Source organism: Nocardioides aurantiacus (assembly GCF_003752505.1).
In the GTDB taxonomy this organism is placed as follows: Bacteria; Actinomycetota; Actinomycetes; order Propionibacteriales; family Nocardioidaceae; genus Marmoricola; species Marmoricola aurantiacus.
In genome coordinates, this window is record NZ_RKHO01000001.1 from 1,465,549 (window position 1) to 1,487,376 (window position 21,828).

At 71.3% G+C, this 21,828-nt stretch carries 18 protein-coding genes; 17 read left to right on the forward strand and 1 reads right to left on the reverse strand.

Annotated features, from left to right (window positions below; genetic code table 11):
• The first annotated feature begins 20 nt into the window (after positions 1–20).
• The 11 genes from pdxS (at position 21) to EDD33_RS07035 (ending at position 11,444) form a co-directional block, all read left to right on the forward strand.
• Entirely contained in the window at positions 21–965 is a 945-nt protein-coding gene (gene pdxS / locus EDD33_RS06985) for a pyridoxal 5'-phosphate synthase lyase subunit PdxS (protein WP_281274127.1), read from the forward strand.
• Positions 966–1,181: 216 nt separating this feature from the next.
• On the forward strand, positions 1,182–1,808 hold the full coding sequence (gene pdxT / locus EDD33_RS06990; protein ID WP_246003403.1) for a pyridoxal 5'-phosphate synthase glutaminase subunit PdxT: 627 nt from the start codon (positions 1,182–1,184) through the stop codon (positions 1,806–1,808).
• Entirely contained in the window at positions 1,808–2,572 is a 765-nt protein-coding gene (locus tag EDD33_RS06995; RefSeq protein ID WP_123389692.1) for a YebC/PmpR family DNA-binding transcriptional regulator, read from the forward strand. The genes pdxT and EDD33_RS06995 overlap by 1 nt, the downstream gene beginning before the upstream one ends.
• Positions 2,573–2,656: 84 nt before the next feature.
• Positions 2,657–3,196, forward strand: coding sequence for a crossover junction endodeoxyribonuclease RuvC (gene ruvC / locus EDD33_RS07000; RefSeq protein ID WP_123389693.1), 540 nt, complete (start codon positions 2,657–2,659; stop codon positions 3,194–3,196).
• Complete coding sequence (ruvA, locus tag EDD33_RS07005) at positions 3,193–3,807, forward strand: Holliday junction branch migration protein RuvA (protein WP_123389694.1); 615 nt, start codon at positions 3,193–3,195, stop codon at positions 3,805–3,807. The genes ruvC and ruvA overlap by 4 nt, the downstream gene beginning before the upstream one ends.
• Before the next feature lie 9 nt (positions 3,808–3,816).
• On the forward strand, positions 3,817–4,902 hold the full coding sequence (gene ruvB / locus EDD33_RS07010; RefSeq protein WP_211332449.1) for a Holliday junction branch migration DNA helicase RuvB: 1,086 nt from the start codon (positions 3,817–3,819) through the stop codon (positions 4,900–4,902).
• 123 nt (positions 4,903–5,025) lie between these two features.
• Positions 5,026–5,400, forward strand: coding sequence for a preprotein translocase subunit YajC (gene yajC, locus EDD33_RS07015; RefSeq protein WP_211332450.1), 375 nt, complete (start codon positions 5,026–5,028; stop codon positions 5,398–5,400).
• 25 nt (positions 5,401–5,425) lie between these two features.
• The gene (gene secD, locus EDD33_RS07020) at positions 5,426–7,177 is read left to right on the forward strand and encodes a protein translocase subunit SecD (RefSeq protein WP_246003404.1); all 1,752 of its coding nucleotides are present in this window, start codon (positions 5,426–5,428) and stop codon (positions 7,175–7,177) included.
• Positions 7,177–8,430: a protein translocase subunit SecF gene (gene secF / locus EDD33_RS07025; RefSeq protein ID WP_123389696.1), complete on the forward strand. Its 1,254-nt coding sequence runs from the start codon at positions 7,177–7,179 to the stop codon at positions 8,428–8,430. Before secD ends, secF begins: the two co-directional genes overlap by 1 nt.
• Before the next feature lie 7 nt (positions 8,431–8,437).
• Positions 8,438–8,995 carry an adenine phosphoribosyltransferase gene (locus EDD33_RS07030; RefSeq protein ID WP_211332451.1) on the forward strand — a complete coding sequence of 186 codons (558 nt, stop codon included), beginning with the start codon at positions 8,438–8,440 and terminating at the stop codon, positions 8,993–8,995.
• 67 nt (positions 8,996–9,062) lie between these two features.
• Positions 9,063–11,444, forward strand: a complete 2,382-nt coding sequence (locus EDD33_RS07035; protein WP_425463840.1) for a RelA/SpoT family protein — start codon at positions 9,063–9,065, stop codon at positions 11,442–11,444.
• Positions 11,445–11,656: 212 nt separating this feature from the next.
• On the opposite strand, the gene EDD33_RS07040 is transcribed toward EDD33_RS07035, so the two are convergent.
• Positions 11,657–13,006 (reverse strand): DUF349 domain-containing protein, encoded by a 1,350-nt coding sequence (locus EDD33_RS07040; protein WP_342773597.1) that lies wholly within the window; start codon positions 13,004–13,006, stop codon positions 11,657–11,659.
• A 215-nt stretch (positions 13,007–13,221) separates the two neighbouring features.
• On the opposite strand from EDD33_RS07040, the gene EDD33_RS07045 reads away from it, so the two are divergent.
• The 6 genes from EDD33_RS07045 to EDD33_RS07070 all read left to right on the forward strand — a co-directional run bounded on the left by EDD33_RS07045 (position 13,222) and on the right by EDD33_RS07070 (position 21,822).
• Entirely contained in the window at positions 13,222–13,932 is a 711-nt protein-coding gene (locus EDD33_RS07045) for an MBL fold metallo-hydrolase (protein ID WP_123389698.1), read from the forward strand.
• A gap of 1 nt (position 13,933) precedes the next feature.
• Positions 13,934–15,301, forward strand: coding sequence for a histidine--tRNA ligase (gene hisS / locus EDD33_RS07050; RefSeq protein WP_123389699.1), 1,368 nt, complete (start codon positions 13,934–13,936; stop codon positions 15,299–15,301).
• Positions 15,298–17,097, forward strand: a complete 1,800-nt coding sequence (gene aspS, locus EDD33_RS07055) for an aspartate--tRNA ligase (protein WP_123389700.1) — start codon at positions 15,298–15,300, stop codon at positions 17,095–17,097. Before hisS ends, aspS begins: the two co-directional genes overlap by 4 nt.
• Positions 17,098–17,246: 149 nt before the next feature.
• Entirely contained in the window at positions 17,247–19,067 is a 1,821-nt protein-coding gene (locus EDD33_RS07060; RefSeq protein ID WP_123389701.1) for an ABC transporter family substrate-binding protein, read from the forward strand.
• Between the two features lie 116 nt (positions 19,068–19,183).
• Entirely contained in the window at positions 19,184–20,752 is a 1,569-nt protein-coding gene (locus tag EDD33_RS07065) for an ABC transporter permease (RefSeq protein WP_123389702.1), read from the forward strand.
• On the forward strand, positions 20,749–21,822 hold the full coding sequence (locus EDD33_RS07070; RefSeq protein ID WP_123389703.1) for an ABC transporter permease: 1,074 nt from the start codon (positions 20,749–20,751) through the stop codon (positions 21,820–21,822). The genes EDD33_RS07065 and EDD33_RS07070 overlap by 4 nt, the downstream gene beginning before the upstream one ends.
• Positions 21,823–21,828: the final 6 nt, after the last annotated feature.

Consider the following 21,828-nt stretch of genomic DNA (forward strand, 5'->3'; position numbering starts at 1 on the left):
ACCCGCCGTAGCCTGGACCCATGGACGCACGCCCCGAGCAGACCCCCCAGCAGACCCCCCAGCAGACCCCCGAGAGCGCCGGACAGCCCACCGGCACCGGCACCGTGAAGCGCGGCATGGCCGAGATGCTCAAGGGCGGCGTCATCATGGACGTCGTCACCGCCGAGCAGGCCAAGATCGCCGAGGACGCCGGCGCCGTCGCCGTGATGGCGTTGGAGCGCGTGCCCGCCGACATCCGCGCCCAGGGCGGCGTGGCCCGGATGAGCGACCCCGACATGATCGACGGCATCATCGAGGCCGTCTCGATCCCGGTGATGGCCAAGGCGCGGATCGGCCACTTCGCCGAGGCGCAGGTGCTGCAGAGCCTGGGCGTCGACTACATCGACGAGTCCGAGGTGCTGACCCCGGCCGACTACGCCCACCACATCGACAAGTGGCGCTTCACCGTGCCCTTCGTGTGCGGCGCGACCAACCTGGGCGAGGCGCTGCGGCGCATCACCGAGGGTGCGGCGATGATCCGCTCCAAGGGCGAGGCCGGCACCGGCGACGTCTCCAACGCGGTCACGCACATGCGCACCATCAACGGCGAGCTCCGCCGGCTCGCGGCGCTGTCGGCCGACGAGCTCTACCTGGCGGCCAAGGAGCTGCAGGCGCCGTACGAGCTGGTGCGCGAGGTGGCCGCCACCGGCAAGCTGTCCGTCGTGCTCTTCACCGCGGGCGGCATCGCCACCCCGGCCGACGCCGCGATGATGATGCAGCTCGGCGCCGAGGGCGTCTTCGTCGGCTCGGGCATCTTCAAGTCGGGCAACCCCGCGGAGCGGGCGGCGGCCGTCGTGGCCGCCACGACCTTCCACGACGACCCCGACATGGTGGCCAAGGTCAGCCGCGGGCTGGGCGAGGCCATGGTCGGCATCAACGTCGAGGACCTGCCCCAGCCGCACCGGCTGGCCGAGCGGGGCTGGTGACGTCCGTCCGGTATAGCCCACTTGGGGCGATCTGACCGATCTGCCGCTCGCCGCCGGGCGGCTCCGTCAGACTTCACCCACATCGCCCCAGCGCGAGGACCTGGTCCCGGCGTGACGCATCGGGGGACGCGTCACGCCGGGATCCGTGGTTCCCGGCACCTGCCTCGCAGGGAGCCCGTGTCCCGACCGGCGCTCCCGCCCACCTAGGCTCGCCCGGTGTCCGCCACCGCCCCCACCGTCGGCGTGCTGGCCCTCCAGGGCGACGTCCGCGAGCACCTCGCGGCGCTGCGTCGCCTCGGGTGCGAGCCCCGCGCCGTACGCCGCCCCGAGGAGCTCGCCGCGGTCGAGGCCCTCGTCGTCCCCGGTGGTGAGTCGACGACGATGGTGCGGCTGGCCCGCACCTTCGGCCTCCTGGAGCCACTGCGCGAGCGCATCCGCGGGGGGATGCCGACCCTCGGGACCTGCGCCGGCATGGTGCTGCTGGCCGACCGGCTGCTCGACGCCGCCCCTGGCCAGGAGACGCTCGGTGGCCTCGACGTCACGGTCCGCCGCAACGCCTTCGGTCGGCAGGTGGCCTCCTTCGAGGACGAGGTCGAGCTGACCGGGGTCGCGGGCCCGGTGCCGGCGGTCTTCATCCGGGCGCCGTGGGTCGAGGACGCGGGACCCGGCGTCGAGGTGCTCGGCCGGGTCGCCCGGGGGCCGGCCGCGGGTAGGATCGTCGCGGTTCGGCAGGGCCCGCTCATGGCGACGTCGTTCCACCCGGAGGTGGGTGGGGACGACCGTGTCCACGAACTGTTCCGAGACCTGGTCTCGGCCACCGCACGCGAGGGAAGGAACCGCTGATGTCAGGCCACTCCAAGTGGGCGACCACCAAGCACAAGAAGGCCGTCGTCGACGCCCGGCGCGGCAAGATGTTCGCCAAGCTGATCAAGAACATCGAGGTCGCGGCCCGGATGGGCGGCGGTGACGTGTCGGGCAACCCGACGCTCTACGACGCCATCCAGAAGGCCAAGAAGTCCTCGGTCCCCAACGACAACATCGACCGCGCCGTCAAGCGCGGCTCCGGCGCCGAGGCCGGTGGGGCGGAGTACAGCACGATCATGTACGAGGGCTACGGCCCTCACGGCGTCGCGTTCCTCATCGAGTGCCTCACCGACAACAAGAACCGCGCCGCGATGGAGGTCCGCACCGCGATGACCCGCAACGGCGGCTCGCTCGCGGACCCCGGCTCGGTCTCCTACCTCTTCCACCGCAAGGGCGTCGTCGTCGTGCCCTCGGCCCAGGAGGCCAAGGCGGTCAGCGAGGACGACCTCGTCGAGGCCACGCTCGAGGCCGGCGCCGAGGACGTCCACGACCTGGGGGATTCCTTCGAGGTCGTCAGCGAGGCCACCGACCTGGTCGCGGTGCGCACCGCGCTGCAGGACGCCGGCATCGACTACGACTCCGCCGACGCCGCCTTCGTGCCCTCGATGCAGGTCGAGCTCGACGCCGACGGCGCCGGCAAGGTGTTCCGCCTCGTCGAGGCGCTCGAGGACCTCGACGACGTGCAGAACGTCTACGCCAACTTCGACGTCTCCGACGACGTGATGGCCACCGTCGACGCCTGACCCGGCTCGTGTCGCTCCCGGTGACGGGGAGGCCGCCGGGCTAGCGTGGTGCGAACACGTGTTCGGACGGCGACGGGAGCAAGGATGCGCGTCCTCGGGATCGACCCCGGCCTGACCCGCTGCGGCGTCGGCGTGGTCGAGGGCTCCATCGGGCGCCCCCTGTCGCTGGTCGACGTGGGCGTCGTACGCACCTCCACCGAGCTGCACGTCGCCCACCGGCTGCGCGAGCTCGAGGTCGGCCTCGAGGAGTGGCTGGACCGCACCCGGCCCGACGCCGTCGCGGTGGAGCGGGTCTTCAGCCGCAGCGCCGTCAGCACCGTCATGGGCACCGCCCAGGCCAGCGGCGTCGCGATGCTGGTGGCCGCCCGCCGGGGCCTGCCGGTCGCGCTGCACACCCCCAGCGAGGTCAAGGCCGCCGTCACCGGCAACGGCCGCGCCGACAAGGCGCAGGTCGGCGCGATGGTGGCGCGGCTGCTGCGGCTCGACGCCGTGCCCAAGCCGGCCGACGCGGCCGACTCGCTCGCCCTGGCCATCTGCCACGTCTGGCGCGGAGGCGCCTCCGACCGCATCGCCGCCGCCCTGGAGAAGCAGGTCGCGGCCCGAACCCGAGGAGTCCGTCCGTGATCGCCTTCGTCCGCGGCCGTGTGGCCGGCATCAGCCTCACCTCCGCCGTGCTCGAGGTCGGCGGCGTCGGCCTGGAGCTGCAGTGCACCCCCGACACCATCGCCGGCCTGCGCCACGGCGCCGAGGTCTCGCTGCCGACCAGCATGGTGGTCCGCGAGGACTCGCTGACGCTGTTCGGCTTCGCCGACGACGACGAGAAGCAGATGTTCGAGCTCGTCCAGACCGCCAGCGGCGTCGGACCCAAGCTCGCCCAGGCGATGCTGGCCGTGCTGCGCCCCGAGACGCTGCGGCGTGCGGTCGCCGGCGACGACGTCAAGACGCTGACCACCGTGCCCGGCATCGGCCAGAAGGGTGCGCAGCGGATCATCCTGGAGCTGCGCGACCGCATCGGCACCCCGGGGTCCTACGCCGAGCCCGGCACCACGTCGCCCGCGACGACCGGCACGGCCGACTGGCAGGCGCAGGTGCAGACCGGCCTGGTGGGCCTGGGGTGGAGCGCCAAGGAGGCCGACCGGGCGATCAGCGCCGTGGCGCCCGAGGCCGACCAGATGTCCACCCCCGACGTCGCCCGACTGCTGCGGCTGGCGCTGCGCGCGCTGAGCAAGGCCTAGGCGGTCGACGTGGACGAGTCGCAGCTCGAGGCCGCCGAGGCGGCGTACGTCACGGGACGGGCGCTGGTCGCCGCCGACGCCGACGGGGACGAGCGCGTCGTCGAGGCGGCGCTGCGCCCCCGCACGCTCGACGAGGTGGTCGGCCAGGAGCGCGTCCGCGAGCAGCTCTCCCTGCTGCTGGAGGCCGCCCGCCGCCGCGAGCGCGTGCCCGACCACGTGCTGCTGAGCGGGCCTCCCGGCCTGGGCAAGACGACACTGGCGATGATCATCGCCGCGGAGATGAGTTCGCCGCTGCGGCTCACCAGCGGCCCGGCCATCACCCACGCCGGCGACCTCGCGGCGATCCTGTCGGGCCTCAACGAGGGCGACGTGCTCTTCGTCGACGAGATCCACCGGATGTCACGGCCGGCCGAGGAGATGCTCTACATGGCCATGGAGGACTTCCGGGTCGACGTGGTCATCGGTAAGGGCCCCGGCGCCACGGCCATCCCGCTCGAGATCCCGCCCTTCACCATGGTGGGCGCCACCACGCGGGCCGGCCTGCTCCCCAGCCCGCTGCGCGACCGGTTCGGTTTCACCGCCCACCTGGAGTTCTACGAGCCCGCCGAGCTCGAGCGCATCGTGCGCCGCTCGGCCCGGCTGCTCGAGGTCGAGCTCGGGGCGGACGGGGCGGGGGAGATCTCCGGCCGGTCCCGGGGCACCCCGCGCATCGCCAACCGGCTGCTGCGGCGGGTCCGCGACTACGCCCAGGTGCGCGCCGACGGCGTGGTCACCCGCGCCCTGGCCCGGTCCGCGCTCGACCTGTTCGAGGTCGACGAGTCCGGGCTCGACCGGCTCGACCGCGCGGTGCTCGACGTGCTGTGCCGTCGCTTCGGCGGTGGCCCGGTGGGCGTCAGCACCCTCGCGGTCGCCGTGGGGGAGGAGCGCGAGACCGTCGAGGAGGTCGCGGAGCCCTTCCTGGTGCGCCTGGGGCTGCTCGCCCGCACCCCACGGGGTCGCGTCGCGACCCGCGCCGCCTGGCACCACCTCGGCCTGACCGCCCCGGAGACGGTCGACGCCACGCTGTTCGGGTCGGACACCGACCTGCCCCGGTAGCCCGGTTACACTGCCTCGTCGGTGCCCCGGCGACGCGCGCGCTCCGACCTGCCTCCGGGCGGGTCCCGTGCCCCGGAGGTGCCACTCGGCCTCTTTCCCCCCGTTCTTGGAGTTGGTGTCGTCGTGCCTCCCGCTGCACAGCTGCTGGTCGTCGTGGTGGCGCTGGCGGCCTTCTGGTTCGTCGTGATGCGCCCCGCCCGGGTGCAGCAGCGCAAGGTCGTCGAGCTGCAGCAGGCGTTGCAGGTCGGTGACGAGGTCGTCCTCTCCGCGGGGATCTTCGGCACCGTCCGCTCGTTGTCCGACGCGCGGGTGGACATCGAGATCGCCCCCGGCGTGGTCATCACGGTGGCCCGCCAGGTCGTCGTACGCCGGGTGCAGGACCTGCCCGACCAGGACCGTCCCGCCGAGCCCGGCAGTGCGTCCGAGGACCCCACCGACCCCGACCACGGCCAGGACCCCCGCGCCCCGCGCGGCCCGGCCGACCCGACCCAGGACTGAGGCAGCAGTGGCCAGCACCCAGCGCGTGCCCCGTCCCGTGCGCACGCTCGTCGTCTTCTTCCTCACGATCCTGGTGCTCTTCGGCCTCGCCGGTGCCGGTGGCACCTGGAAGCCGCGCCTCGGGCTCGACCTCGAGGGCGGCACGCGGATCACCCTCTCCGCCCTGGACAGCGGCGGCTCGGTCACCGCGACCAAGCTGCAGCAGGCGGCGGGCATCGTCGACCAGCGCGTCAACGGCAGCGGCGTCTCCGAGGCCGAGGTCTCGACCCAGGGCGACCGCAACATCATCGTGGAGATCCCCGGCGACAACCGTTCCGACCTCGTCGACGCGGTGACCCGGACCGCCCAGCTGCGGTTCCGGCTCGTCGCCGGTGCACCGCAGCCGGGCCGGCCGGCCGAGGAGCCCAGCGCCTCGCCCAGCGGATCGCCCAGCGGTTCGCCCAGCGGTTCGCCGGGTGCCTCCTCCAGCGCCTCCCCGAGCGCGAGCCCCAGCCCGTCGGCCACTGCCGGCCAGGGCGAGGCGACCCCCGCGGGTCGCCCGGCGCCGTTCGCCGAGCCCAGCGACTCGCCCAGCGCATCGCCCAGCGCCAGCCCCTCGGCCCCGCCGAGCGCGCCGGCGTCCCAGGCGCCCGCCGACCCGCAGCAGCCCCAGGTCACCGAAGAGGGCGCGTCGGTCGACGACCCGCTCGCCTGGTCGACCAACCCGGGGGTGACGTGGCTGCAGAACTTCCAGCAGTTCGAGTGCCCCGCGGCCGGTTCCGCGGCCAAGCCCGAGGCCGACGACCCCGACGAGCCGCTGGTGGCCTGCGACGAGGACGGCAACAAGTACCTCCTCTCCAAGGCGGTCGTCGAGGGCACCGAGCTCCGCTCGGCGTCGTACGGCATCCCGCAGAACGGCACCGGCTACGCCGTGCAGCTCGGCTTCAAGGCCAGCGCCCGCGGCACCTTCGGCGACGTCACCACCGCGCTGCAGCGCAACGGCGGCAGCTTCGCGATCGTCCTCGACGGCACCGTGCTCTCCGCGCCGGGCGTCAACGAGCCGATCCTGGACGGCAACGCCCAGATCACCGGCGACTTCACGGAGTCCGAGGCGCGCTCGCTCTCCAACTCCCTGAAGTACGGCGCACTGCCGATCCGCTTCGCCGAGCCCACCGTCGAGACGATCGGCCCCTCGCTGGCCGGAAACCAGCTCTCGGCCGGCGTGCTCGCGGGCGTCGTGGGGCTGGCGATCGTGATGATCTACTGCCTGTTCTACTACCGCGGCCTCGGCCTGGTGGTGATCGCGTCGCTGGTCGTGGCGGCGGTGATCACCTACGGAGCCGTGCTGGTGCTCTCGGCGTCCGCCGGGTTCACCCTCACCCTGCCCGGCATCGCGGGACTGATCGTCGGTGTGGGCATCACGGCCGACTCCTTCATCGTCTACTTCGAACGCATCCGCGACGAGATGCGGGACGGCAGGTCGATGCGCGTCGCCGTCGAGACCGGCTGGGCCCGGGCGCGCAACACCGCGCTCGCGGCGGACGCCGTCTCGCTGCTCGCGGCGGTCGTGCTCTACATCTTCGCCGTGGGCGTCGTGCGGGGCTTCGCCTTCGCGCTCGGCGTGAGCACGCTGATCGACATCGCCGTGTTCTTCTTCTTCACCAAGCCGGTGATGACCCTGCTCGCACGGCGTAGGTTCTTCAACACCGGCACCCGCTTCTCGGGTCTCTCCCGGGAGACGCTCGGGGTCGACGAGGCGCCACCCGCCCGCACGGGCCTGGCCGGAGGGAGTGCCTGATGGGCCGGATGAGTCGCCTGGGCAACAGGCTCTACGAGGGGGAGACCTCGATCGACTTCGTCGGTCGCAAGTGGCTCTGGTACGCCATCTCCGGCGTCATCGTCGTCATCGCGTTCGCCGGGGTCCTGATCCGGCCCCTCAACTTCGGCATCGAGTTCGAGGGCGGCGTCGAGTACCAGGTCAACCTCCCCGCCAACGAGGTCACGCAGGAGAACGCCGACGTCATCCGCTCCGCGGTGGCCGACACGGGCCTGGACGCCGCGTCCGCGCCGATCGTCAACACCTCCGGCACCGACTCGATCCGGGTGCAGACCGAGGAGATGACCAACGACCAGGCGACCGAGGTGCGCGACGCCATCGCCGAGGCCGTCGGCGTCGACGCGCGCAGCGACATCTCCACCCAGGAGGTCGGCGCGAGCTGGGGCCAGCAGGTCGCCGAGCGCGCGCTGCTCGGCCTGGTGGTCTTCCTCGTGCTCGTGGTCCTCTTCATCTGGGCCTACATGCGCGAGTGGAAGATGTCGGTGGCCGCGCTGGTCGCGCTCGCCCACGACCTCGTCATCACCATCGGCATCTACGCCATCTCCGGCTTCGAGGTCACGCCCGCCACCGTCACCGGCGTGCTGACCATCCTGGGCTTCTCGCTCTACGACACCGTCGTGGTCTTCGACAAGGTCAAGGAGAACACCCGCACCACCAAGGGCTCCCGACGGACGTACGCCGAGCAGGCCAACCTGGCGGTCAACCAGACCCTGGTGCGCTCGATCAACACCTCGATCGTCGCGCTCCTGCCCGTCGGCGCGATCCTCTACGTCGGTGTCGCCACCCTCGGGACCGGGGCGCTCAAGGACCTCGCGCTGTCGCTGTTCGTCGGCATGGCCGCGGGTGCCTACTCCTCGATCTTCATCGCCACGCCGCTGGCGGTGCACCTCAAGCAGGGCGAGAAGGAGATCAAGGTCTCCGACGCCCGCGCCAAGGCGCGGTCGCGGCGCAGCGTCGACCGCTACGCCGACGTGCCCGTGTTCCACGAGGGCATGCCCGCGGTCGACGACGGTGCGGCGTACGACCCCGACGGCCCGGACGCCGAGCCCGAGGACGACCGCGCCGCGGCTGCTCCGGTGCGGGCCCCCGCCCGTCGCCCGGAGGCGTCCGGCTCCGGCCGGGTCGTCCCCGACGCCCACTCGCCCCTGCGCGACGGCGGCGCCGCCAAGCGCAGCCAGCCCACCCGCCAGCCGCGCTCCAAGCGGCAGAAGTAGGAGCCCCGTGACTTCCCTGCCTGCGACGGGCGCGCTGTCCGCCGAGATCGACCGTCTCGTCCGTGACGTGGAGGGATTCCCGAAGGCGGGGGTGACCTTCAAGGACATCACTCCGCTGCTCGACGACCACGCCGCCTTCACCGCGGTCGTGCAGGCACTGGCCGACGCCGGCCGCGACGCCGAGGGTCGGGTGGTGGTCGACAAGGTCGTCGGCATGGAGGCCCGCGGCTTCATCCTGGCGGCCCCGGTGGCGCTCGCGCTCGGCGTGGGCTTCGTCCCGGTGCGCAAGCCCGGCAAGCTGCCGCACGAGACGCGCTCGGTCTCCTACGAGCTGGAGTACGGCCAGGAGACGCTCGAGATGCACCTCGACGCCCTCGACGAGGGCGACCGCGTCCTGGTCGTCGACGACGTGCTCGCCACCGGCGGCACCGCCGCGGCCACGGTCTCGCTGGTGGAACAGGGCGGCGGCACCGTCGCCGGGCTCGCCGTGCTCATGGAGCTCGGCTTCCTGCCCGGCCGTGAGACCGTGGGCGCGCTGCCGCTGACCGTGCTCCACACCGTCTGAGCGACCACCCGGCCGCGCACGACCTAGACTGGACCGCAGAGGTCCGCACCGCACGGAGGGAGGCCTCGTGGCCGAGGAGCCGGTGGTCACCGACCACCCCGTCGACGAGGGGCCTGCGCCCGCCCGTGACGACGCTCCAGCGCCGAGCCCGGCGCCGCTCCCCGTCGCATCCCGCCCTGCCCGGCCCGCCGAGCGCGCCCCCGCCCTGTCGGGCCGCGGTGTCCGCGCCCGCCTGGCCCGCATCGGCACCAGCAAGCAGGTCGGCAACCCGGTCCTGGAGCCGCTGTTCCGCACCGTGCGCGCCAACCACCCCAAGGCCGACCTGGCGCTGATCGAGCGGGCCTACGACGTCGCCGAGCTCCACCACCGCGGCCAGAACCGCAAGAGCGGCGACCCCTACATCACCCACCCGCTCGCGGTGACGACCATCCTGGCCGACATCGGCATGACCGAGCCCACGCTCGTGGCGGCCCTGCTCCACGACACGGTCGAGGACACGCCCTACACGCTCGACCAGCTGCGCAAGGACTTCGGCGACGAGGTCGCGCTGCTGGTCGACGGCGTCACCAAGCTCGACAAGGTCAAGTACGGCGACTCCGCCCAGGCCGAGACCATCCGCAAGATGATCGTGGCGATGAGCAAGGACATCCGCGTCCTGGTCATCAAGCTGGCCGACCGGCTCCACAACATGCGCACCCTGCGCTACGTCAAGCAGGAGACGCAGGAGCGCAAGTCCCGCGAGACCCTCGAGATCTACGCCCCGCTGGCGCACCGACTGGGCATGAACACACTCAAGTGGGAGCTCGAGGACCTCGCGTTCGCCACCATGCACCCCAAGATCTACGACGAGATCGTGCGGCTCGTCGCCGAGCGCGCGCCGTCGCGCGACCAGTTCCTGACCGAGGTGACCGGTCAGGTCGACCGCGACCTCAAGACCGCGCGGATCAACGCGCGGGTGACCGGCCGGCCCAAGCACTACTACTCGATCTACCAGAAGATGATCAACGGCGGTCGCGAGTTCTCCGACATCTACGACCTCGTCGGCATCCGCATCCTGGTCGACTCCGACCAGGAGTGCTACGGGGTCCTCGGTGTGCTCCACAACCGCTGGAACCCCCTGCCCGGGCGGTTCAAGGACTACGTCGCGATGCCGAAGTTCAACATGTACCAGTCGCTGCACACCACGGTGATCGGTCCCTCCGGCAAGCCCGTGGAGATGCAGATCCGCACCGTCGCGATGCACCGCCGGGCGGAGTACGGCGTCGCCGCGCACTGGAAGTACAAGGAGGACTCCCGCAACGGGGTCGACACCGAGCGGGCCGCCGGCTCCGACGGCGACCTGCAGTGGCTGCGGCAGCTCCTCGACTGGCAGAACGAGGTCGAGGACCCGGGGGAGTTCCTGGACTCGCTGCGCTTCGAGATCAACAGCGCCGAGGTCTTCGTCTTCACCCCGCGCGGCGACGTCATCGGCCTGCCGATCGGCTCGACGCCGGTCGACTTCGCCTACGCCATCCACACCGAGGTCGGTCACCACACCATCGGGGCCCGGGTCAACGGGCGGCTGGTGCCGCTGGAGTCCGCGCTCGAGCACGGCGACGTCGTCGAGGTCTTCACCTCCAAGTCGCCCAACGCCGGGCCGTCGCGCGACTGGCTGCAGTTCGTCACCTCGCCGCGGGCGAAGAGCAAGATCCGCCACTGGTTCACCAAGGAGCGGCGCGAGGAGGCCATCGAGCAGGGCAAGGAGCAGATCGGCCGCCTGCTGCGCAAGGAGGGGCTGCCCCTCAAGCGCGTGATGACGCACGACTCGCTGACCCAGGTGGCCAACGAGCTGCGGCTGCCCGACGTCTCCGCGCTCTACGCCGCGGTCGGCGAGGGCAACCTCGGCGCCCAGACCGTCGTCCGCAAGGTGATCGAGGTCGCCGGCGGCAAGGACGGTGCCGCGGAGGACCTGGCCGAGGCGGTGACGATCACCCGGCCCCGGCGTACGTCCTCGGCGGGGGTGGACTCCGGCATCGTCGTCAAGGGCGTCAGCGACGTCCTGGTCAAGCTGGCCCGGTGCTGCACGCCGGTCCCCGGCGACGAGATCCTCGGCTTCGTCACCCGCGGCGACGGCATCTCGGTGCACCGCCGCGACTGCACCAACGCCACCTCGCTGCTCAGCCAGCCCGAGCGGCTCGTCGACGTCGAGTGGGCCCCGACCTCGCAGTCGACGTTCCTGGTCCAGATCATGGTGGAGGCCCTCGACCGGGCTCGGCTGCTCTCCGACATCACCATGGTGCTCTCCGACCAGCACGTGAACATCCTCTCGGCCAGCCTCTCCACCAGCCGCGACCGCGTCGCCAAGAGCCGCTTCGCCTTCGAGATGGGCGACCCCAAGCACCTCGGCGCCATCTTGAAGTCGGTGCGCCAGGTCGACGGCGTCTTCGACGCCTACCGCGTCACCCACTGACCAGCCAGCCGAGCGGGCAGTCGTGCTCGCCTCAGGTACGCCGAGCGGGCAGTCGTGCTCGTCTCAGGTACGCCGAGCGGGCAGCTCTGCCGGCGTGCACCGACACAACTGCCCGGTCGGAGTCCTCAGACGGGACACAACTGCCCGGTCGGAGTCCTCAGACGCGACACAACTGCCCGGTCGGCGCGCTCAGATGTGACACAACTGCCCGGTCAGGAGAAGTCGGACGCCGCCTGGCGGGCCATGTCGAGGAACTGCTGGCGTGAGGCGAGCTGGGACTCGAGGTCCTTGACGCGACGGTCGTCCCCGGCGGCGCGGGCCTTCTCGAGGTCGGCCTCGAGACCGGCGACCGCACGCTCGAGCTGTCCCAGCATGTCGTCGGCGCGTGCCGACTTCTCCGGGTCGCTGCGCTTCCACGCGTCGTCCTCGACCTGGCGAATGGCCTGCTCGACCTTGCGCATGCGGCCCTCGAGGGTCTTGATCTGGTCGCGCGGCACCTTGCCCGCCGCGTCCCACCGGTCGGCCAGGTCGCGGAAGGCGCGCTTGGTGGCGTCGAGGTCCGTGACCGGCAGCAGCGCCTCGGCTTCGACCAGCAGTGCCTTCTTGGTCTCGGCGTTCTCGGCGAACTCCTTGTCCTGCTCGGCGTTGGCGGCGTCACGGGCACCGAAGAAGACGTCCTGGGCGGCGCGGAAGCGCTGCCACAGCGGCTCCTCGACGTCGCGCGGGGCGGGACCGGCGGACTTCCAGTCCTGCATCAGCGACCGGTAGCGCGTCGAGGTGGGCCCCCACTCGGTGGACCCGCTCAGCGACTCGGCCTCCGTGACCAGCCGCTCCTTGACGACCCGGGACGACTCCCGCTTCTCGTTGAGCTCGTTGAAGTGCGCCTTGCGGCGACGGGTGTACGCCGTCCGCGTGCTCGAGAACCGGTGCCACAGCTCGTCGTCCTGGCGCTTGTCGAGCCGGGGGAGCGCCTTCCACTCCTCCAGGAGGTCGCGCAGCCGGTTGACGCCGTTGCGCCAGTCCTGGCCGGTCGAGACCGACTCGGCCTCGGTGACGATCTGCTCCTTGCGCGCGCGTGACTCCTCCTGCTTGCGGGCCCGGTCGGCCCGGCGCTGGCCGCGCTGCACGCCGAGCAGAGGTCGCAGCGCGTCGAGGCGGGCCGAGAGCCCGACGAGGTCGCCGACCGCCCGGGGCTCGACCAGCAGGTCGGAGACCTTCTTGAGCGAGGTCGAGGCCTCGTCGGGGGAGAGGGCGCCGTTGCGGATGCGCTGCTCGAGCAGCTGCACCTCGAAGGCCAGGGCGTCGTAGCGCTGGGTGAAGAACGCCAACGCCTCCTCGGGGGTGCCCTCGGGGAACTGCCCGACCTCGCGCTCACCGTCGGGGGTGAAGACGAACACCGTGCCGTCCTCCCGCACGCGACCGTGGTCGGTCTCCAGCGCGGAGTCGGCGGCCGGGGTGCGGGCCGGGGCGGCCGGAGCCGGCGCCTGGGGTGCCGACGGAGCCGAGGGGGCCGCGGGGGCCGTGGGAGCCGTGGGGACGGCAGCACGCGGAGGTGCGGGCACGGGCGGCGCGGGGGCCGGGGGAGTGGCCGGGGAGGTCTCGGACGGTCGAGGACCGTCGGGTCCGGGGGAGTTGCCCTGCGCGGTCACGTTCGCCACACCTGCTTCGCGTCGAGTCGTTGGCGGTCTAGCGCTGCAATCGTAGCCATGCCCGGGGCACCGGCCGGAGGCCAGTAGGCTGGCTCGGTCCACGACCCGACCCCGCAGGAGACAGACAGGTGCTGATCGCAGGCTTCCCGGCCGGGCCCTGGGGCACCAACTGCTACGTCGCCGCGACCGGCGCCGGCCAGGAGTGCGTCGTCATCGACCCGGGCAAGGACGCGGCCGACGGCGTCGCCGACGTGGTCCGCGAGCACGGGCTCAAGCCCGTCGCCGTGCTGGTCACGCACGGTCACGTCGACCACATGTGGTGCGTGGCCCCGGTGGCCGGCACCTACGACGCGACCGCGTGGATCCATCCCGCCGACCGCCACCTGCTGAGCAACCCCATGGCCGGGATGTCCCGCGAGACGACGGCCATGCTGCTCGGCGGGAAGTACGAGTTCGCCGAGCCCGACTCCGTCGAGGAGCTCGCCGACGGCCGCACGCTCGAGCTGGCCGGGCTCTCCTTCGTCGTCGACCACACCCCGGGTCACACCGAGGGCTCGGTCACCTTCCGTACGCCGTACGCGGCGGCCGACGTGTCGGAGGTGATGTTCTCCGGGGACCTGCTGTTCGCGGGCTCGATCGGGCGCACCGACCTGCCCGGGGGCGACCACCCCACGATGCTGCGCAGCCTGCGCGAGAAGGTGCTGACCCTGCCCGACGACATCGTGGTGCTGCCGGGCCACGGCGAGCAGACGAGCATCGCCCGCGAGCGGGCCACCAACCCCTACCTGCTCGACCTGGCCGACGACGGCTCGACGACGCCTCCGGCGCGGGGGCTCTGAGGTGGCGCGCACCGCCCCGCTCAGCGGGTTCCCCGAGCTGCTGCCCGCCCAGCGCCACGTCGAGCAGCAGGTGCTGGCGCGGCTGACGCGGACCTTCGAGCTGCACGGCTTCGCCAACCTGGAGACCCGCGCCGTCGAGCCGCTCGACCAGCTGCTGCGCAAGGGCGAGACCTCCAAGGAGGTCTACGTGCTGCGTCGGCTGCAGGCGACCGAGGAGGGCAACGACTCCGGTCTCGGGCTGCACTTCGACCTGACCGTGCCGTTCGCGCGCTACGTGCTCGAGCACGCCGGCAAGCTGGAGTTCCCGTTCCGCCGCTACCAGGTGCAGAAGGTGTGGCGCGGCGAGCGCCCCCAGGAGGGTCGCTTCCGCGAGTTCACCCAGGCCGACATCGACGTGATCGGCCGCGACACCCTGGCCTTCCACCACGACGTCGAGGTGGCCCGCGTGATGCTGGCCGCGCTCGGCTCGTTGGCCGAACCCGGCGGGATCGGGCTGCCCGGCTTCCGGCTCCAGGTCAACAACCGCAAGCTGATCCAGGGCTTCTACGCCGGCCTCGGGGCGCCCGACGTGGAGGCCGTGATGCGGGTCGTCGACAAGCTCGACAAGCTGCCGCGCGAGCGGGTCCACACGCTGCTGCAGGACGACGCCGGGCTCACCGCGCAGCAGGCCGACGCCTGCCTGGCACTGGCCTCCATCACCACGCCCGACACCTCCTTCGTGGAGCAGGTGCGTGCCCTCGGCGTCGAGCACGAGCTGCTCGACGAGGGCCTGGCCGAGCTGGCCGCGGTCGTCGAAGGCTGCGCCGGCCTGGTCACCGACCGGGTCGAGATCGTCGCCGACCTCACCATCGCCCGCGGGCTGGACTACTACACCGGCACCGTGTTCGAGACCCGCCTGCACGGCCACGAGTCGCTCGGCTCGATCTGCAGCGGCGGGCGCTACGACTCCCTCGCCACCGACGGCCGTACGACGTACCCCGGTGTCGGGATCTCGCTGGGCGTCAGCCGGCTGCTCGTGCCGCTGCTCACCCGCGGCGTCGTCGTCGCCGACCGGTCGGTGCCCAGCGCCGTGCTGGTGGCCGTCGTCGAGGAGGACCGCCGCGCCGAGAGCGACGCACTGGCCGACCAGCTGCGCGCCCGCGACGTGGCCTGCGAGGTGGCCCCGTCGGCGGCGAAGTTCGGCAAGCAGATCCGCCACGCCGAGCGGCGTGGCATCCCCTTCGTGCTCTTCCCCGGGAGCGCGGGGGAGCACCCCCAGGTCAAGGACATCCGCAGCGGCGACCAGACCACGGTCGACCCCACCAGCTGGACGCCACCGGTGGAGGACCTCCACCCGCGCGTCCGGTTCGACGAACAGGAGCAGCAGTGATCCGCACGCATGACGCCGGCAGCCTTCGGGCCGAGCACGTCGACACCGAGGTCGCCCTCGCCGGGTGGGTGGCCCGGCGTCGCGACCACGGCGGGGTCGCGTTCATCGACCTGCGCGAGGCCAGCGGCGTCGTCCAGGTGGTGATCCGCGACGAGGCGGTGGCCCACCAGCTGCGCAGCGAGTACTGCCTGAAGATCACCGGCACCGTCTCGCAGCGCCCCGAGGGCAACCAGAACCCCGCCCTGCCCACCGGCGAGGTCGAGGTGATCGCGTCCGACGTCGAGGTGCTGAGCGAGGCGGCCCCGCTGCCGTTCCCGATCGACGACACCGCCGGCGCCAGCGGGGGCAACGTGGGCGAGGAGGCGCGGCTGCGCCACCGCTACCTCGACCTGCGCCGCGCCGGCCCCAACGCCGCGCTGCGCCTGCGCAGCCGGGTCAACGCCGCCGCCCGCGGGGTGCTCGACCAGCACGGCTTCGTCGAGGTCGAGACCCCGACCCTGACGCGCTCCACGCCCGAGGGCGCCCGCGACTTCCTGGTGCCCGCCCGGCTGCAGCCCGGCAGCTGGTACGCCCTGCCCCAGAGCCCCCAGCTGTTCAAGCAGCTGCTCATGGTCGCCGGGATGGAGCGCTACTACCAGATCGCGCGCTGCTACCGCGACGAGGACTTCCGCGCCGACCGGCAGCCGGAGTTCACCCAGCTCGACCTCGAGATGAGCTTCGTCGACCAGGACGACGTCGTCGCGCTCACCGAGGAGATCCTCTCGGCGCTGTGGGGCCTGATCGGCGTCGAGGTGCCGACGCCGCTGCCGCGCCTGACGTACGCCGAGGCGATGGCGCGCTTCGGCAGCGACAAGCCCGACCTGCGGATGGGCCAGGAGCTCGTCGACTGCACCGAGTTCTTCGCCGGGACGCCCTTCCGGGTCTTCCAGGCGCCGTACGTCGGTGCCGTGGTGATGCCCGGCGGAGCCGGCCAGCCCCGCAAGCAGCTCGACGCCTGGCAGGAGTGGGCCAAGCAGCGCGGTGCCCGCGGCCTGGCCTACCTCCTGGTCAAGGAGGACGGCGAGCTCACCGGGCCGGTCAGCAAGAACATCTCCGAGGAGGAGAAGGCCGGGATCGCGGCCCACGTCGGTGCGCAGCCGGGCGACTGCATCTTCTTCGGTGCGGGCGCACCGAAGACGAGCCGTGCCCTGCTGGGTGCGGCGCGGCTGGAGATCGGCCGTCGCCTGGGGCTGCTCGACGAGGACGCCTGGAGCTTCGTGTGGGTCGTCGACGCCCCGCTGTTCGAGCCCGCCAGCGAGGCCGTGGCCGCCGGCGACGTGGCCGTGGGCGGGGGGCAGTGGACGGCCGTCCACCACGCCTTCACCAGCCCCCAGGACCCGGAGCACTTCGACGAGGCGCCCGGCGAGGCGCTGGCCTGGGCCTACGACATCGTGTGCAACGGCAACGAGATCGGCGGCGGGTCGATCCGTATCCACCGCCGCGACGTCCAGGAGCGGGTGTTCGCGCTGATGGGCCTGGGCCAGGAGGAGGCGCAGGAGAAGTTCGGCTTCCTGCTCGACGCCTTCGCCTTCGGCGCGCCGCCGCACGGCGGCATCGCGTTCGGCTGGGACCGGATCTGCGCGCTGCTGTCCGGGGTGGACTCGATCCGCGAGGTGATCGCCTTCCCCAAGAGCGGCGGCGGCTTCGACCCCCTGACGCAGGCACCTGCACCGATCACGGCCGAGCAGCGCAAGGAGGCCGGTGTGGACGGCAAGCCGCAGGCAGAAACCGCGTTGAAGGGCTCCGGCGCCGAATAGTCGCGCTCTGGTAACGATCCCGCCTAGATCGGGTCACGGCACTTAACTCGGGCAGGTCTCGTGCCTAGTGTTCCCACGGTCGGTCAGGCCCTGACCGGTCATGCACCTGACGGTCCCGCTCGAGGCGGGCCGCACGGAGGAGGAAACACGTGAGAAGCAAGCGTCTCTTCACCGCCGGGGCGGTGATCGCCTCGCTCAGCGTCATGGCGACCGCCTGCGCGGCCCCCAGCGCCGACGAGGGCGAGGGCAACAGCGACCAGCCCACGTCGCTGAACCTCGGTTGGAACCAGCCGTTCTACAGCTACAACGAGGACACCTCGAACGGCAACGCGACCGCCAACTCCAACATCAAGTACCTCATGAACGACCAGTTCTGGTACGTCGACGCGGAGGGTGAGATCCAGCAGAACACCTCCTACGGCACCTACGAGAAGACCAGCGAGGACCCGCTGACGGTGAAGTACACCGTCGCCGACGACACGACCTGGTCCGACGGCACGCCCGTCGACGCCGCCGACGTCCTGCTGGCCTGGGCCGCGGGCAGCGGGAACCTGAACACCATCGACGCCGACAAGGTGAAGACCGACGACGCGACCGGCCTGCCCCAGAACACCAAGGGCAAGGTCTACTTCGACACCTCCTCCCAGGGCCTGCCCTACGTCACCGAGACGCCGGAGATCAGCGACGACGGCAAGACCCTGACTCTGGTCTACGACAAGCCGTTCGCCGACTGGCAGTACGACATCAGCATGTCGATCCCGGCCCACGTGACGGCCGCCAAGGCGCTCGGCATCGACGACCCGCAGGAGGCCAAGGACGCCCTCATCAAGGCCGTCCAGGACAAGGACGAGGCCGCGCTGGCCAAGATCTCGTCCTTCTGGAACACCGGGTACGACTACACCAAGATGCCCGACGACAAGGACCTTGCTCTCTCCTCCGGCGCCTACGTCATGAAGGAGTTCAAGGAGAACCAGTACATGACGCTGGAGAAGAACCCGAAGTACAAGGGTGACCACGCGGCGTCGATCGACCAGCTCACCATCCGCTGGAACGAGGACCCCCTGGCGCAGGTCCAGGCGCTCGAGAACGGCGAGATCGACATGTTCTCCCCGCAGGTCACCACCGACGTGGCGCAGGCGGCCGAGAAGGTCGACGGCGTCGAGATCGAGACCGGCGTCGAGGGCACCTACGAGCACATCGACCTGGTGCTGAACAACAAGGGCCCCTTCGACCCGGCGTCCTACGGCGGCGACGAGGCCAAGGCCCTCAAGGTCCGCCAGGCCTTCCTCTCCGCCGTCCCGCGCCAGGAGATCGTCGACAAGCTGATCAAGCCGATCAACGCCGACGCGGAGGTCCGCAACTCCTTCACCCGCACCGAGGGCACCCCGGGCTACGACGAGATCGTCGCCCAGAACGGCTCCTCGGAGTACTCCGAGGTCGACCCGGCCCGCTCCAAGAAGCTGCTCCAGGAGGCGGGCGTCAACGGCGACGTCGACGTCCGGGTGATGTACGCCGCCGACAACGTGCGTCGTGCCAACGAGTTCCAGCTGCTCAAGCCGGCGCTCGCCGAGGCCGGCTTCAACCTCATCGACGCCAAGAGCGCCAAGTGGGGCGAGAAGCTGGGCGACGGCACCTACGACGCGGTCGTCTTCGGCTGGCAGTCCGAGACCCCGGCCGTGACCGAGAGCGGTCCGACCTTCGTCACGGGTGGCATCAACAACCTGATCGGCTACAGCAACGAGACGGTCGACTCGGAGTTCGACACCCTGAACACCGAGACCGACGAGGCCAAGCAGATCGAGATCCTGGCCAACGTCGAGAAGGAGCTCTACAAGGACGCCATCGGCCTGACGCTCTACCAGTTCCCGTCGGCGAACATCAGCAACGGCAGCCGTGTGACCGGGCTCGACCCGGCCATCCTGGCGCCCACGATGTTCTACGGCTTCTGGGACTGGAAGGCCGGCAGCTGATCCTGGGCTGAACCGTCCGGGCCACCCCGGACCCACGTGGTGGGTACTGTCGCTGAGCGGTGGTGCCCACCACGTGGACTGTCCGCGTCCCTCCGACCGTCAGGCTGACCCCTTCCATGGTTGTGTTCTTCGTCAAGCGGCTGCTGATGTCGCTCCTCGTCGTCCTGGTCTCGACGCTGATCATGTACGTCCTGGTCGACCTCTCGATCGACCCGCTGGCCGACCTGCGCACCAGCACGGCACCCAACAAGGCGCAGCAGATCGCCAACCGCACGGCCGAGCTGCGGCTCGACGATCCCGTGATCCTGCGCTACCTCGACTGGCTGCGCGGAGCCTCGGGCTGCCTGTACGGCAGCTGCGACCTCGGCGAGAACTGGAAGACCAACCAGCTGGTCACCTCGCTGCTCTCCGGCGCCGTGACCACGACCATCCAGCTGGTCAGCGTCGCCACCGTCCTGGCCATCGTGCTGGGCGTCCTCGTCGGCATCGTGAGCGCGCTGCGGCAGTACTCCGGCTTCGACTACTCGATCACCTTCCTGAGCTTCCTGCTCTACTCGCTGCCCGTGTTCTGGGTGGCCGTGCTGGCCAAGGTCTACCTGGCCATCGACCTCAACAACTTCCTGGCCGGGGAGGACGGCCAGGCGGCCCAGCTGTCGTGGACCTTCATCGTCGTGGTGGCCCTGCTGGCGGGGCTGATCGTCTCCTCGGCGGTCGCCGGCGACGCGCGCACCCGACTGCGCAACGCCGCCGTGGCGGCCGTGGCGACCGTGGCGCTGCTGGTCTTCCTCAACCTCACCGGCTGGTTCGAGCGGCCCCAGATCGGCATCGTCCTGATCGCGCTGAGCGCGGTGGGCTGGGCGTTCGTGATGACCATCCTGTCCACGGGCCTGCGCAACAAGAAGGCGCTGTACTCCGCGCTCTCGGTGGCCGCGCTCGGCGTGGTGCTGTGGTACCCGATGCTGTTCGTCTGGTTCTACGCCCGCGACGCCGGCATCCTGGGCTGGCCGCTCGTGATCGGGCTGTTCCTGGTGGCCCTGGCGCTCAGCGCCGGCATCGGCTGGGCGTGGGGCGGTCCCGACCGCGGCCAGTCCATGCGCACGGCCGCCCTCACCGCCGTCCCGGTCTCGATGATGCTGTTCACCGACCGCCTGCTGCAGAGCTGGGCGAGCTACAACGACAACCAGGCCATCAAGGGCCGGCCGATCGCCACCATCGGGCGGGCGACCCCCAACCTGGTCGGCGACTTCTGGATCCAGACCCTCGACGTGCTGACCCACCTCGCGCTGCCGACGGCCACGCTGATCCTGATCTCGTTCGCGTCCTACACCCGCTACTCGCGGGCCTCGATGCTCGAGGTGATGAACGCCGACTACATCCGCACCGCGCGGTCCAAGGGCCTCACCGAGCGCACCGTGGTGATGCGGCACGCCTTCCGCAACGCGCTGCTGCCGCTGGCCTCGATCGTCCCGATCGACATCATCACGCTGCTCGGTGGTGCCGTCATCACCGAGACGGTCTTCGGCTGGTTCGGCATGGGCCGGCTCTTCGTCGACTCGCTCAGCGGCCAGCAGCAGGATCCCGTGATGGCCTACATCCTCATCGTCGGCATCCTGGCGGTGCTGGCCAACTTCGTCGCCGACCTCGTCTACGCCGTACTCGACCCCAGGATCCGGGTGGCCGCATGAGCACTCCTCTCGAACCCCAGCACCACCTCGACCCGACCGGCGGGGACACCAACGAGAACGCGATCGAGCTCAAGGACGTCGAGGGTCTCTCCCAGGGCCAGATCGTGCGGAGGCGGTTCTTCCGCCACCGCGGTGCCCTGGTCGGCCTCATCGGCATCGTGGTGGTGGCCCTGCTCGCCTACACCTCGATCGGGGCGCTCGGGCTGCCGGGCTGGTGGAAGTTCGACCACGTGGCACCCAACGACGTCGTGAACGGCGGTCGCCCCAGCCTGAGCCTGCCGGTGTGGCTGGGTGGCAACGGCTTCGCGATCGGCGACCACCCCTTCGGCCAGGACGAGATCGGTCGCGACGTGTTCGCCCGCGTCATGAAGGGCACCCAGACCTCGCTCAACGTCATGGTCGTGATCAGCCTGCTCGCCGCCGCGCTGGGCATGGTCGTCGGGGCGATCTCGGGCTACTTCCGGGGTGCCGCCGACCAGGGCCTGATGCGCCTGACCGACCTCTTCCTGACCTTCCCCGTCATCGTCATCGGCGCGGTGCTGGGCAACATCGCCGGCGGCGGCGGCCCGTTCCTGCTGGCCCTGGCCCTCGGTGCGGTCACCTGGCCGACGCTGGCACGGCTGGTGCGGGGCGAGTTCCTCACGCTGCGCGAGCGCGAGTTCGTCGACGCGGCCAAGGTCGCCGGCGCGAGCAGCTTCCGGATCATGCGCAAGCACATGATCCCCAACGCCATGGGCGTGATCATCGTCAACACCACGCTGCTGGCCTCCCAGGCGGTGCTGCTCGAGACCTCGCTGTCCTACCTCGGCTTCGGCATCAAGTCGCCCGACGTGTCGCTCGGCACGATGATCGACGAGTACCAGTCGGCGTTCGCCACCCGGCCGTTCCTGTTCTGGTGGCCCGGCGTGTTCATCATCATCATCGCGCTCGCGGTCAACTTCATCGGCGACGGCCTGCGCGACGCCTTCGACCCCCGGCAGAAGCGGATCCCCTCGGCCCGCAAGATGCGCCTGGCGGCCGCCAAGGGAGACCGTGGCACCGAGTCCAACGTGTCGGGCTCGGTCCAGTGACCCCGG

Coding starts and splice junctions, on each gene's coding strand:
- pdxS (WP_281274127.1), top strand. CDS start 21: ATGGACGCACGCCCCGAGCAGACCCCCCAGCAGACCCCCCAGCAGACC.
- EDD33_RS06995 (WP_123389692.1), top strand. CDS start 1,808: ATGTCAGGCCACTCCAAGTGGGCGACCACCAAGCACAAGAAGGCCGTC.
- ruvC (WP_123389693.1), top strand. CDS start 2,657: ATGCGCGTCCTCGGGATCGACCCCGGCCTGACCCGCTGCGGCGTCGGC.
- secF (WP_123389696.1), top strand. CDS start 7,177: ATGGGCCGGATGAGTCGCCTGGGCAACAGGCTCTACGAGGGGGAGACC.
- EDD33_RS07065 (WP_123389702.1), top strand. CDS start 19,184: ATGGTTGTGTTCTTCGTCAAGCGGCTGCTGATGTCGCTCCTCGTCGTC.
- EDD33_RS07070 (WP_123389703.1), top strand. CDS start 20,749: ATGAGCACTCCTCTCGAACCCCAGCACCACCTCGACCCGACCGGCGGG.